The 12,048-nt window shown below is 70.7% G+C and carries 11 protein-coding genes and 1 riboswitch; of the genes, 9 read left to right on the top strand and 2 right to left on the bottom strand.

The window, feature by feature from the left end:
* Positions 1-141 precede the first annotated feature (141 nt).
* Positions 142-399 (top strand): WhiB family transcriptional regulator, encoded by a 258-nt coding sequence (locus AY578_RS22280; RefSeq protein WP_003992873.1) that lies wholly within the window; start codon positions 142-144, stop codon positions 397-399.
* 235 nt (positions 400-634) lie between these two features.
* Here the strand turns inward: AY578_RS22280 and AY578_RS22275 are convergent, their stop codons facing one another.
* Positions 635-2,101, bottom strand: a complete 1,467-nt coding sequence (locus AY578_RS22275) for a sensor histidine kinase (protein ID WP_019522903.1) — start codon at positions 2,099-2,101, stop codon at positions 635-637.
* A gap of 541 nt (positions 2,102-2,642) precedes the next feature.
* Here AY578_RS22275 and nagB point away from each other — a divergent pair.
* The 7 genes from nagB to AY578_RS22240 all read left to right on the top strand — a co-directional run bounded on the left by nagB (position 2,643) and on the right by AY578_RS22240 (position 10,737).
* The gene (gene nagB, locus AY578_RS22270) at positions 2,643-3,428 is read left to right on the top strand and encodes a glucosamine-6-phosphate deaminase (RefSeq protein WP_161107451.1); all 786 of its coding nucleotides are present in this window, start codon (positions 2,643-2,645) and stop codon (positions 3,426-3,428) included.
* Positions 3,429-3,586: 158 nt separating this feature from the next.
* On the top strand, positions 3,587-4,351 hold the full coding sequence (locus AY578_RS22265; protein ID WP_019522901.1) for a GntR family transcriptional regulator: 765 nt from the start codon (positions 3,587-3,589) through the stop codon (positions 4,349-4,351).
* 191 nt (positions 4,352-4,542) lie between these two features.
* Positions 4,543-4,809, top strand: coding sequence for a DUF3311 domain-containing protein (locus AY578_RS22260; RefSeq protein WP_199781921.1), 267 nt, complete (start codon positions 4,543-4,545; stop codon positions 4,807-4,809).
* Positions 4,806-6,434, top strand: coding sequence for a monocarboxylate uptake permease MctP (mctP, locus tag AY578_RS22255; RefSeq protein WP_019522899.1), 1,629 nt, complete (start codon positions 4,806-4,808; stop codon positions 6,432-6,434). The genes AY578_RS22260 and mctP overlap by 4 nt, the downstream gene beginning before the upstream one ends.
* A gap of 83 nt (positions 6,435-6,517) precedes the next feature.
* The gene (locus tag AY578_RS22250; protein WP_258904695.1) at positions 6,518-7,021 is read left to right on the top strand and encodes a GNAT family N-acetyltransferase; all 504 of its coding nucleotides are present in this window, start codon (positions 6,518-6,520) and stop codon (positions 7,019-7,021) included.
* 89 nt (positions 7,022-7,110) lie between these two features.
* Positions 7,111-7,241: riboswitch (cobalamin riboswitch) on the top strand.
* A 125-nt stretch (positions 7,242-7,366) separates the two neighbouring features.
* The gene (locus AY578_RS22245; RefSeq protein WP_258904694.1) at positions 7,367-9,724 is read left to right on the top strand and encodes a ribonucleoside-diphosphate reductase subunit alpha; all 2,358 of its coding nucleotides are present in this window, start codon (positions 7,367-7,369) and stop codon (positions 9,722-9,724) included.
* 56 nt (positions 9,725-9,780) lie between these two features.
* The gene (locus AY578_RS22240) at positions 9,781-10,737 is read left to right on the top strand and encodes a ribonucleotide-diphosphate reductase subunit beta (RefSeq protein ID WP_234008029.1); all 957 of its coding nucleotides are present in this window, start codon (positions 9,781-9,783) and stop codon (positions 10,735-10,737) included.
* A gap of 21 nt (positions 10,738-10,758) precedes the next feature.
* Here the strand turns inward: AY578_RS22240 and AY578_RS22235 are convergent, their stop codons facing one another.
* Entirely contained in the window at positions 10,759-10,980 is a 222-nt protein-coding gene (locus AY578_RS22235) for a hypothetical protein (RefSeq protein WP_168713487.1), read from the bottom strand.
* A 93-nt stretch (positions 10,981-11,073) separates the two neighbouring features.
* Between AY578_RS22235 and AY578_RS22230 the strand changes: the two genes are divergently transcribed.
* Entirely contained in the window at positions 11,074-12,036 is a 963-nt protein-coding gene (locus AY578_RS22230) for a GlxA family transcriptional regulator (protein WP_136239498.1), read from the top strand.
* Positions 12,037-12,048 lie beyond the last annotated feature (12 nt).

The raw sequence follows: 12,048 nt of genomic DNA, 5'->3' as shown, positions 1-12,048 counted from the left end.
TCCACAGATCACCGGAACCCCTCTTCAAACCCAAGGACCACGCCAGGGAACCTGGCGGTCGGCCCTTCCCTTGTTGGGGGATTCGTGAAAGCGTTCACATTCACAAGCAAACTGCAGTAATACCAAGGAGAGGTAGCAGCCATGGACTGGCGTCACAACGCCGTTTGCCGCGAGGAAGACCCCGAGCTCTTCTTCCCCATCGGCAACACCGGTCCCGCGCTGCTGCAGATCGAGGAAGCCAAGGCCGTCTGCCGCCGCTGCCCGGTGATCGAGCAGTGCCTGCAGTGGGCGCTCGAGTCCGGTCAGGACTCCGGCGTCTGGGGTGGTCTCAGCGAGGACGAGCGTCGCGCGATGAAGCGCCGCGCTGCCCGCAACCGGGCGCGTCAGGCCTCCGCCTGACGACCCCGCCCCAGCAAACAGCCTGAGCTTGGCGGCGCGTGTGCGCTCGTCCGGATGATTCCGTGGACGGCGCACACGCATCTCCCGCCCCGAGCCGCAGCGCGAAGTTCCCCCGGTGTCCGTCCCGATCGGGCAGGGGAAGCGAGGAACGAGCATCAGCCCCGGACCGTGGTCCGGGGTCTTTTGCTGTCCGGGGGCCCGTGGTCGCGCCTCACGCGTGTGCGGGCCCCGGCGGTCAGGAGTCCGCCTGCACCGGGATGTCGAGGATCACCCGGGTCCCCCGCTCCGGCGCCGGCACCATGTCGAAGGTGCCGCCCAACTCCCCCTCCACCAGCGTCCGTACGATCTGCAGGCCCAGGTTGCCCGCGGTGTGCGGGTCGAACCCCTCGGGCAGCCCCACCCCGTCGTCCTGCACGGTGACCAGCAGGCGCGCCTCCCGTGAGGTGCCGCCGCGCACCGCGGACACCTCGACCGTGCCGGTCTCGCCCTCGCGGAAGCCGTGCTCCAGGGCGTTCTGCAGCACCTCGGTCAGCACCATCGACAGCGGCGTGGCCACCTCGGCGTCGAGTATCCCGAAGCGGCCAGAGCGCCGGCCGGTCACCTTGCCCGGGGAGATCTCGGCGACCATGGCGAGCACCCGGTCGGCGATCTCGTCGAACTCCACGCGCTCGTCCAGGTTCTGGGACAGCGTCTCATGGACGATGGCGATGGACCCGACCCGCCGCACGGCCTCCTCCAGCGCCGCCCGCCCGCGCTCCGAGCCGATCCGGCGGGCCTGGAGCCGCAGCAGCGCGGCCACGGTCTGGAGGTTGTTCTTCACCCGGTGGTGGATCTCCCGGATGGTGGCGTCCTTGGTAATCAACTCCCGTTCACGGCGGCGCAGTTCGGTCACGTCCCGGAGCAGCACCAGGGAGCCGATGCGGGTGCCCTTCGGCTTCAGCGGGATCGCACGGAACTGGATGACTCCGTCGTCGGACTCGATCTCGAACTCGCGGGGCGCCCAGCCGCTCGCCACCTTCGACAGCGCCTCGTCCACCGGCCCGCGCGAGGGGGCCAGTTCGGCGGTGGTCCGCCCGAGGTGATGGCCCACCAGATCCGCGGCGAGACCGAGGCGGTGGTAGGCGGACAGGGCGTTGGGCGAGGCGTACTGGACGACGCCGTCGGCGTCGAGCCGGATCAGGCCGTCGCCGACGCGCGGCGAGGCGTCCATCTCCAGCTGCTGGTTCGCGTACGGGAAGGCGCCGGCCGCGATCATCTGGGCCAGGTCCGAGGCGCTCTGCAGATACGTGAGCTCCAGCCGGCTGGGCGTGCGCACGGTGAGCAGGTTGGTGTTGCGCGCGATGACGCCGAGGACCCGCCCCTCGCGCCGCACCGGGATGGACTCGACGCGGACCGGGACCTCCTCGCGCCACTCCGGGTCGCCCTCGCGCACGATCCGGCCCTCGTCCAGGGCCGCGTCCAGCATGGGCCGGCGGCCGCGCGGGACCAGATGGCCGACCATGTCGTCCTGGTAGGAGGTCGGGCCGGTGTTGGGCCGCATCTGGGCGACGGAGACGTACCGCGTGCCGTCGCGGGTGGGGACCCACAGGACCAGGTCGGCGAAGGAGAGGTCGGAGAGCAGCTGCCACTCCGAGACCAGCAGATGGAGCCACTCGAGGTCGGTGTCGTCGAGGGCGGTGTGCTGGCGTACGAGTTCGTTCATGGAGGGCACGTCAGCGAGCGTACCCGTGCGCTTGTGACCCCCGGAAACACCCGCGGGCCGCGGCGCCTGGGAGGGACCCTCAACCCTCCCGGCACCGCAGCCCGGAGCAATATCGGCCGGTGGGGTGTGCGGTCCCGGTCGGCCGAAGGATGAGGAGCCGGGGCAGTCAGGGCAGAGAGCCTCGGATCCTCGGTCCGCCTTCCTGTGCGGGGAAGGCAGGTCTGTGTGTCCTGCTACGCATTGTGGACTAGACCACTGCGCCTGTAAATGCGTCGTACGGCGTTCTTCCGCGCCCCCCGCGCCTTTTACGGACGCAGACGGGTCCACCACGCAGCCTAACCCGACCGGGGTCCCCTCGGGGCGGGTCGGAGGCCACGTTTTCGGGGCACCCGCGCGCGGGGAGCGGTTTCGGCCCGGGTGCCGGTTTCACCTCGGCGGGCGGGCGCCCCTCTGCTAGATTGAGATTGGTCTAAACCACATGGTCCCGGCACCTCCCGGGGCCCGTCCCAGTCGAGTCCACCGGAAGATCGGCAGGCCCACCGTGGAAGTTGTCATCGTTGCGGACGCCAAGGCGGGAGGCGAGCTCGTCGCCGAGGCCATGGCGCGGCTGCTGCGGCGCAAGCCCGACGCCCTGCTCGGCGTGGCGACCGGCTCCACGCCGCTGCCCGTCTACGAGGCGCTGGCGGCGAAGGTCCGCGCCGGCGCCGTGGACACCTCCCGCGCGCGGGTGGCCCAGCTCGACGAGTACGTGGGACTGCCCGCGGACCACCCCGAGTCCTACCGCTCGGTGCTGCGGCGCGAGGTGCTGGAGCCGCTCGGCATCCCGATGGACGCCTTCCTGGGACCCGACGGCACGGCCGAGGACGTGCAGGCCGCGTGCGAGCGCTACGACCGTGAGCTGGCCGAGGCCGGCGGCGTGGACCTCCAGCTGCTCGGCATCGGCACCGACGGTCACATCGGCTTCAACGAGCCGTGCTCCTCGCTCGCCTCGCGCACCCGCATCAAGACGCTGACCGAGCAGACCCGGGTGGACAACGCCCGCTTCTTCGACGGCGACATCGCCCAGGTGCCGCACCACGTCATCACCCAGGGCATCGGCACCATTCTGGAGGCCCGGCACCTGGTGCTGCTGGCCACCGGCGAGGGCAAGGCGGACGCGGTCGCCGCCACCGTCGAGGGCCCGGTCGCCGCGGTATGCCCGGCGTCCGCGCTCCAGCTGCACCCCCACGCCACCGTCGTGGTCGACGAGGCCGCCGCCTCCAAGCTGAAGCTCGCCGACTACTTCCGCCACGCCTACGTCAACAAGCCGGAGTGGCAGGGCCTCTGACCACCGCCCGTGGTCTGGACCATCGCTGGTCACAGGGGTATACAAAAGGGATCACGGAGCGTGCGAGGGGCCCGCCCCCGCCCGGAGCCGTGCCACGATGTCAGCCGTGGCCGACGGTCTGTCGGCCGCTTCGGCAGCCGGAGCCGGGAAGGCAGAGCATGAGCACCGACGTCAGCAGTACGGAGAACGAGGGTGGGACCGCGGTCCGTACGGCGCGCGTGCCCAAGTACTACCGGCTGAAGAAACACCTGCTCGACATGACCGAGACCGCGCCCCCCGGCACGCCGGTCCCGCCCGAGCGCACGCTGGCCGCCGAGTTCGACACCTCGCGCACCACCGTGCGCCAGGCGCTCCAGGAACTGGTGGTCGAGGGCCGGCTGGAGCGGATCCAGGGCAAGGGCACCTTCGTCGCCAAGCCCAAGGTGTCCCAGGCGCTCCAGCTCACCTCGTACACGGAGGACATGCGCGCCCAGGGTCTGGAGCCGACCTCGCAGCTTCTCGACCTCGGGTACATCACGGCCGACGACCGGCTCGCGGGCCTGCTCGACATCACCGCCGGCGGCAGGGTGCTGCGCATCGAGCGGCTGCGCATGGCCAACGGCGAGCCCATGGCCATCGAGACCACCCACCTCAGTGCCAAGCGCTTCCCGGCGCTGCGCCGCAGCCTGACCAAGTACACCTCCCTCTACACGGCCCTGGCCGAGGTGTACGACGTCCGTCTCGCGGAGGCCGAGGAGACCATCGAGACGTCCCTGGCCACGCCGCGCGAGGCGGGCCTGCTGGGCACCGACGTGGGCCTGCCGATGCTGATGCTGTCCCGGCACTCGCTCGACCGGGACGGTCAGCCGGTGGAGTGGGTGCGGTCGGTGTACCGGGGCGACCGGTACAAGTTCGTCGCGCGCCTCAAGCGCCCCCAGGACTGAGCCAGGCAGCCGTCCGCGTGACCGCAAAACCCGACAGACCGGGTGGTTGACAGGATTTTCGTTGCTGTTGCCTTGCGGTTGCGCTGCTGCTGCATACCGCCCCTCCTACGGGGGGTTACGGCCGCCCCGCGCCCTCACCTACATTGCCGCGAGCCAACGTCGGCGATCAGTGAGGGGACGGGAGCCGTCTGATGTCGCAAACCCCGCAAACAACTCCAGGGCCGGTGGTGACGCCTGTGCGCGTCGTCATCGGCGTCTGTCTGCTCGCACCATTCGTCGCCATGCTGTGGGTCGGGTCCTACGCCAAGACCGACCCGACGTTCATCGGCATCCCGTTCTTCTACTGGTACCAGATGCTGTGGGTGCTGATCTCGACCACGCTGACGATGACCGCGTACAAGCTCTGGCAGCGTGACCAGCGCGCCCGCTCTGCCGCGAAGGGTGGTGCGGAGCAGTGAACGACGGCGTGAACGGCGTGGCACTCGCCGTCTTCATCTTCTTCTTCGTGCTCGTCACCGCGATGGGCTTCCTGGCCGCACGCTGGCGCAAGGCCGCGAACGAGCACACCCTCGACGAATGGGGCCTGGGCGGGCGCTCGTTCGGCACCTGGGTCACCTGGTTCCTGCTGGGCGGCGATCTGTACACCGCGTACACCTTCGTGGCCGTCCCGGCGGCGATCTACGCGGCGGGCGCGGCCGGCTTCTTCGCGGTGCCGTACACGATCCTCGTGTATCCGCTGATCTTCACCTTCCTGCCCCGGCTGTGGTCGGTGTCGCACAAGCACGGCTATGTGACGACCTCCGACTTCGTGCGCGGGCGGTTCGGCTCGAAGGGGCTGTCGCTGGCCGTCGCGGTCACCGGCATCCTGGCGACGATGCCGTACATCGCGCTGCAACTGGTCGGCATCCAGGCGGTGCTGGACGTGATGGGCGTCGGCGGCGGCGAGAACACCAACTGGTTCGTCAAGGACCTGCCGCTGCTGCTCGCCTTCGGTGTGCTGGCCGCGTACACCTACTCGTCGGGGCTGCGGGCGCCCGCGCTGATCGCGTTCGTCAAGGACACGCTGATCTACCTCGTGATCGCGGTGGCGATCATCTACATCCCGATCAAGCTGGGCGGTTTCGACGAGATCTTCGCCTCCGCGCAGGAGGCGTACAGCCAGACCAACCCGGCCACGGGCGCACCGCGCGGCGCCGTGGTGCCGGGGGAGGCGGGCCAGTGGACGTACGCCACGCTGGCGCTGGGCTCGGCGCTCGCGCTGTTCATGTACCCGCACTCGATCACCGCGACGCTGTCCTCGCGCAGCCGTGAGGTGATCCGCCGGAACACCACGATCCTGCCGCTGTACTCGCTGATGCTGGGCCTGCTGGCGCTGCTCGGGTTCATGGCGATCGCGGCCGGGGTGAAGGTGCAGAACGGCCAGCTTGCCATCCCGCAACTGTTCGAGAACATGTTCCCGGACTGGTTCGCCGGTGTGGCCTTCGCGGCGATCGGCATCGGCGCGCTGGTGCCGGCGGCGATCATGTCGATCGCGGCGGCGAACCTCTTCACCCGCAACATCTACAAGGACTTCATCAAGCCGGACGCGACGCCCAGGCAGGAGACCGCCGTCTCCAAGATCGTGTCCCTGCTGGTGAAGGTGGGCGCGCTGATCTTCGTCCTGACCATGGACAAGACCGTCGCGATCAACTTCCAGCTGCTGGGCGGCATCTGGATCCTGCAGACCTTCCCGGCGCTGGTGGGCGGCCTGTTCACCCGCTGGTTCCACCGCTGGGCGCTGATCGGCGGCTGGGCGGTCGGCATGATCTACGGCACGGTCGCCGCGTACGGGGTGGCGTCGCCTACGCAGAAGCACTTCGGCGGCTCGTCCAAGGAGATCCCGGGCATCGGGGAGATCGGTTACATCGGTCTCACCGCCTTCGTGATCAACGTGCTGGTCGCGGTCGTCCTGACCTTCGTCCTGCGGGCGGTCAAGGCGCCGGAGGGCGTCGACGAGACCAAGCCGGAGGACTACACGGCGGACGTCGGCGACCCGGGCGTGGAGGTCGAGCTCCCGCCGGCCACGGCGGGCAGCGCGCACTGACGCGGTCATACATACACACGGCAGCGGGCCGTCGGTGGAAAACCGGCGGCCCGTTGTCGTGCCCGTGCGGCAGACTCCCCCGCATGGACATCGTCATCCGGCCGGTGACCGCCGGCGAACACGCGGAACTGGGTGAGATCACGGCGCAGGCCTATCTCGGTGACGGCCTGCTGGACTTCGGGGAGTCGGACGGCTACCTGGGCGAGCTGCGGGACGTGGCGAAGCGGGCGGCGGCGGCCGAGGTGCTGGTCGCCGTGGGGGACGGCACGCTGCTGGGCGGGGTGACCTTCGTGCCGGGCCCCGGCCCCATGGCGGACCTCGCCGGGCCCGGCGAGGCGGAGATACGCATGCTGGCAGTCTCCGCCGACGCCCGCGGCCGGGGCGCCGGCGAGGCTTTGGTGCGCGCCTGCGTCGACCGCGCGAGGGGGCTCGGCCGTACGCGGATGGTGCTGTCCACGCAGCGCAGCATGCACGCCGCGCACCGGGTGTACGAGCGGCTGGGCTTCACGCGCAACCCGGCGCGGGACTGGAACCCGCTGCCGGAGGTGGACGACATCCTGCTGCTGGTCTACGAGCTGACGCTCTGACAGCCCACTCCTGCCTCTCCGCGCGACACCACTGTAACCCCTGCGCGACACAACATATGGGTCCGTCAGCGGCACCCGGCACAAGATGTATGCTCATGCTCGCTGTCGTCGCAGGGGAATCCGGTGCGAATCCGGAACTGTCCCGCAACGGTGTACCCATGCCTGCCCACGGGCGCGCACGGGAGTCAGTCCGAGGACCTGCCGACAGTGCGCCCGGCCCTTCCGGTCCGGGTGCCCTGACGTCCGGGCCTCGCGGAATGGGCCGGTGGACGCGACGCCGCGTGCGTTCGTGTGCTGCCCCCTGCGCTCTTCGAGGCCCCCGTGCCGAGCGAGGGAGAGCCCCACGTGACCATCGCGCCAGCCGATCCGGCTTCAGCGACCCGCGTGACCGAGGAGAGCGACGGCCCCGGGGCCGCGCTGCTGCGGACCCTGACCCAGCTGACCGCCGACCTGCCCGACGCCGACCCCGGCCGGGTGGCGGCCGCCGCGCTGCGCGGCCGGTCCGCCGCCGCCGACGAGGCGGAGCTGCGGGAACTGGCCGCCGAGGCGGCGGCCGGGCTGATCTCCGAGGACCCCGCCTACTCCCGGCTCGCCGCCCGGCTGCTGACGATCGGCATCCGCGCCGAGGCCGCCTCGCAGGGCGTCACCTCGTTCACCGGCTCGGTGGCCGCCGGGCACCGGGAGGGCCTGATCGGCGACCGCACCGCCGCGTTCGTCCGGCTGCACGCGGCCCGCCTGGACGCGCTGATCGACACGGACGCCGACGACCGGTTCGGCTACTTCGGGCTGCGCACCCTGCACAGCCGCTATCTGCTGCGCCACCCGGTCACCCGCAAGGTCGTCGAGACGCCCCAGCACTTCCTGCTCCGGGTCGCGTGCGGGCTCGCCGAGGACGACAGCGAGCGGGCGCTGGAGGAGGTCGCCGCGCTGTACGGGCTGATGAGCCGGCTCGACTACCTGCCCTCCTCCCCCACGCTGTTCAACTCCGGCACCCGCCACCCGCAGATGTCGTCCTGCTACCTCCTGGACTCCCCCCGGGACGAGCTGGACTCCCTCTACGAGCGCTACCACCAGGTCGCCCGCCTCTCGAAGCACGCCGGCGGCATCGGCCTGTCCTTCTCCCGCGTCCGCGCCCGGGGTTCGCTGATCCGCGGCACCAACGGGCACTCAGGCGGCATCGTCCCGTTCCTGAAGACGCTGGACGCCTCGGTCGCCGCCGTGAACCAGGGCGGCCGCCGCAAGGGCGCCGCCGCGGTCTACCTGGAGACCTGGCACGCGGACATCGAGGAGTTCCTCGAACTGCGCGACAACACCGGCGAGGACGCCCGCCGTACGCACAACCTGAATCTGGCGCACTGGGTGCCGGACGAGTTCATGCGCCGGGTCGCCGACGACGCGCCGTGGTCGCTGTTCTCCCCGGTGGACGTGCCCGAGCTGGTCGACCTGTGGGGCGAGGAGTTCGACGCGGCCTACCGGGCCGCCGAGGCCAAGGGCCTGGCCCGCAGGACGCTCCCGGCGCGCGAGCTGTACGGCCGGATGATGCGCACCCTCGCACAGACCGGCAACGGCTGGATGACCTTCAAGGACACCGCCAACCGCACCGCCAACCAGACCGCCGAGCCGGGCCACGTCGTCCACTCCTCCAACCTGTGCACGGAGATCCTGGAGGTCACCGACGACGGGGAGACGGCGGTCTGCAACCTCGGCTCGGTCAACCTCGCGGCATTCGCCGGCGAGGACGGCATGGACTGGGAGCGCCTGGACGCGGCGGTCCGCACCGCCGTGACGTTCCTGGACCGGGTGGTCGACATCAACTTCTACCCGACCGGGGAGGCGTCCCGGTCCAACAGCCGCTGGCGCCCGGTGGGTCTGGGCGTGATGGGGCTGCAGGACGTCTTCTTCCGGATGCGGATGCCGTTCGACTCCCCCGAGGCGAAGGCGCTGTCCACCCGGATCGCCGAGCGGATCATGCTCGCCGCGTACGAGACGTCCGCGGGACTGGCCGAGCGGCACGGCCCGCTGCCCGCCTGGGAGAAGACCCGCACCGCGCGGGGCGTGCTGCACCCCGACCACTACGGCGTCGAGCTCGCCTGGCCGGGGCGCTGGGAGGCGCTGCGGACCAGGATCGCCGCGACGGGCCTGCGCAACGCGCTGCTGCTGGCGATCGCGCCCACCGCGACCATCGCGTCCATCGCGGGCGTGTACGAGTGCATCGAGCCGCAGGTGTCCAACCTGTTCAAGCGCGAGACGCTGTCCGGGGAGTTCCTCCAGGTCAACTCGTACCTGGTGGAGGACCTCAAGCGGCTCGGGGTGTGGGACGCGCGCACCCGTGAGGCGCTGCGTGAGGCGGGCGGCTCGGTGCAGGACTTCGCGTGGATCCCCGAGAACGTACGGCGGCTGTACCGCACGGCGTGGGAGATCCCGCAGCGCGGCCTGATCGACATGGCCGCCGCCCGGACCCCGTTCCTGGACCAGGCGCAGTCGCTCAACCTGTTCCTGGAGACGCCGACCATCGGGAAGCTCTCCTCGATGTACGCCTACGCCTGGAAGCAGGGGCTGAAGACCACCTACTACCTGCGCTCCCGCCCGGCGACCCGGATCGCCCGCGCGGCCCGCGCCGCCGTCCCCGTCCAGCAGCCGGCCGGCCCCGAGGCCGTCGCCTGCTCCCTCGAGAACCCCGAATCCTGCGAGGCCTGCCAGTGACCACCAGCACGACCAAGAACCTGCTCGACCCCGGCTTCGAGCTGACCCTGCGCCCCATGCGCTACCCGGACTTCTACGAGCGCTACCGGGACGCGATCAAGAACACCTGGCACGTCGAGGAGGTGGACCTGCACTCGGACGTCGCCGACCTGGCGAAGCTGACGCCCGAGGAGCAGCATCTGATCGGCCGGCTCGTGGCGTTCTTCGCCACCGGCGACTCGATCGTGGCGAACAACCTGGTGCTGACGCTGTACAAGCACATCAACTCGCCCGAGGCGCGGCTGTATCTGTCGCGGCAGTTGTTCGAGGAGGCCGTGCACGTCCAGTTCTATCTGACCCTGCTGGACACGTATCTGCCCGATCCGGACGACCGGGCGGCGGCCTTCGCGGCCGTGGAGAACATTCCGTCCATCCGGGAGAAGGCCGAGTTCTGCTTCACGTGGATGGACTCGGTGGAGCAGATCGACCGGCTGGAGTCGAAGGCCGACCGGCGCCGCTTCCTGCTGAACCTGATCTGCTTCGCGGCCTGCATCGAGGGCCTGTTCTTCTACGGCGCGTTCGCCTACGTCTACTGGTTCCGCAGCCGGGGTCTGCTGCACGGCCTGGCGACCGGCACCAACTGGGTGTTCCGCGACGAGACGATGCACATGAGCTTCGCCTTCGACGTGGTGGACACCGTGCGCAAGGAGGAGCCGGAGCTGTTCGACGAGGAGCTCGGCCGGCAGGTCACCGACATGCTGCGCGAGGCCGTGGAGGCGGAGCTGCAGTTCGCCCGTGACCTGTGCGGCGACGGACTGCCCGGCATGAACACCGCGTCGATGCGGCAGTACCTGGAGTGCGTGGCCGACCAGCGTCTGGTGCGCCTGGGCTTCGCTCCGGTGTACGGCTCGGAGAACCCGTTCTCCTTCATGGAGCTGCAGGGCGTGCAGGAGCTGACCAACTTCTTCGAGCGCCGTCCGTCCGCGTACCAGGTCGCCGTGGAGGGCACGGTCGACCTGGACGAGGACTTCTGACGCCGGGGCGCCGGGGCCGTCTCACGCCGCCCGTGCGGGGCGGCGCGGGGCGGTCCCGTGCGCCGGACGGGACGCGGCCCGGGGGTCGGGCGGTTCCGTGTCAGGGACCGCCGTGGCCTCCCGGATCTGCCGGTCGATGCGGCGGTCGCGCAGGATGCCGATCACGGCGGGCGCGACCATGAGGACGAACAGGCCGAGAACGGCCACCATCGCGATCAGTGCTTCTGTCTGCGTCGTGTTCATGGACACCACTGTGGCGCCGGACACTCCTGACGGGGAGTGGCAGGACTGCCGTACACCCTCGATTTACTGCCAAGAGCGAGGCACACTGGGGGCATGCTCCGGAATGTGGCGGCCGTCCTCCTCGACGGCGTGAATCCCTTCGAACTCGGCGTGGTCTGCGAGGTCTTCGGCATCGACCGCAGCGACGACGGGCTGCCGGTGTACGACTTCGCGGTGGTCTCGGCGCAGGGGCCCTCGGTGCGCACGAGCACCGGTTTCACGCTCGGGACCGAGCACGGCCTGGAACGGCTGGAGACGGCCGATCTGATCACCGTGCCCGCCGGCGCCTCGTACGCCTCCCGGGAGTTCCCTCCCGAGATGCTGGACGCGCTGCGCCGGGCGGTGGACCGGGGCGCGCGGGTGCTGAGCGTGTGCTCGGGGGTGTTCGTGCTGGCCGCCGCCGGGCTGCTGGAGGGGCGGCGCGCGGCGGTGCACTGGAAGCACGCGCAGGAGCTGAGCCGCCGCTATCCGCATCTGACGGTCGAGCCCGACGTGCTCTACGTCGACGAGGACCCGGTGATCACCTCGGCGGGCACCGCCGCGGGCATCGACGCCTGTCTGCACCTGGTGCGCAAGGAGCAGGGGCCCGAGGTGGCCAACCGGATCGCCCGGCGGATGGTGGTGCCCCCGCACCGCGACGGCGGACAGGCCCAGTACATCGAGCGTCCGCTGCCGGAGCCCGGGGGCGACTCGGTCGCCGGGGTGCTGGTGTGGATGGAGCAGCACCTCGACGAGGAGGTCACCGTCGAGCAGCTCGCCGCCCGCGCCCACATGTCGCCGCGCACCTTCGCCCGCCGCTTCCAGCAGGAGACCGGCACCACGCCGTACCGCTGGATCCTGCGCCAGCGGGTGCTGCTGGCCCAGCATCTGCTGGAGCGGACGGACGAGACGGTCGACGCGATCGCGGGCCGCACGGGTTTCGGCAACGCGGCCGCGCTGCGCCACCATTTCGTGCGCACGGTGGGGACCACCCCGCAGTCCTATCGGCGCGCGTTCAGGGGCCCGGAGGCCGCCTGACCGCGCGCCGGC

The organism is Streptomyces thermocarboxydus, from assembly GCF_024760485.1.
Taxonomy (GTDB): Bacteria; Actinomycetota; Actinomycetes; order Streptomycetales; family Streptomycetaceae; genus Streptomyces; species Streptomyces cellulosae.
This window is presented reverse-complemented; position numbering and strand designations above follow the sequence as displayed.

What these genes read in the sequence shown, in the direction of transcription:
- AY578_RS22280 (WP_003992873.1), top strand. Translation starts at nt 142, where the DNA reads ATGGACTGGCGTCACAACGCCGTTTGCCGCGAGGAAGACCCCGAGCTC.
- AY578_RS22275 (WP_019522903.1), bottom strand. Translation starts at nt 2,101, where the DNA reads ATGAACGAACTCGTACGCCAGCACACCGCCCTCGACGACACCGACCTC.
- AY578_RS22265 (WP_019522901.1), top strand. Translation starts at nt 3,587, where the DNA reads ATGAGCACCGACGTCAGCAGTACGGAGAACGAGGGTGGGACCGCGGTC.
- AY578_RS22260 (WP_199781921.1), top strand. Translation starts at nt 4,543, where the DNA reads ATGTCGCAAACCCCGCAAACAACTCCAGGGCCGGTGGTGACGCCTGTG.
- AY578_RS22250 (WP_258904695.1), top strand. Translation starts at nt 6,518, where the DNA reads ATGGACATCGTCATCCGGCCGGTGACCGCCGGCGAACACGCGGAACTG.
- AY578_RS22240 (WP_234008029.1), top strand. Translation starts at nt 9,781, where the DNA reads ATGCGCTACCCGGACTTCTACGAGCGCTACCGGGACGCGATCAAGAAC.
- AY578_RS22235 (WP_168713487.1), bottom strand. Translation starts at nt 10,980, where the DNA reads ATGAACACGACGCAGACAGAAGCACTGATCGCGATGGTGGCCGTTCTC.
- AY578_RS22230 (WP_136239498.1), top strand. Translation starts at nt 11,074, where the DNA reads ATGCTCCGGAATGTGGCGGCCGTCCTCCTCGACGGCGTGAATCCCTTC.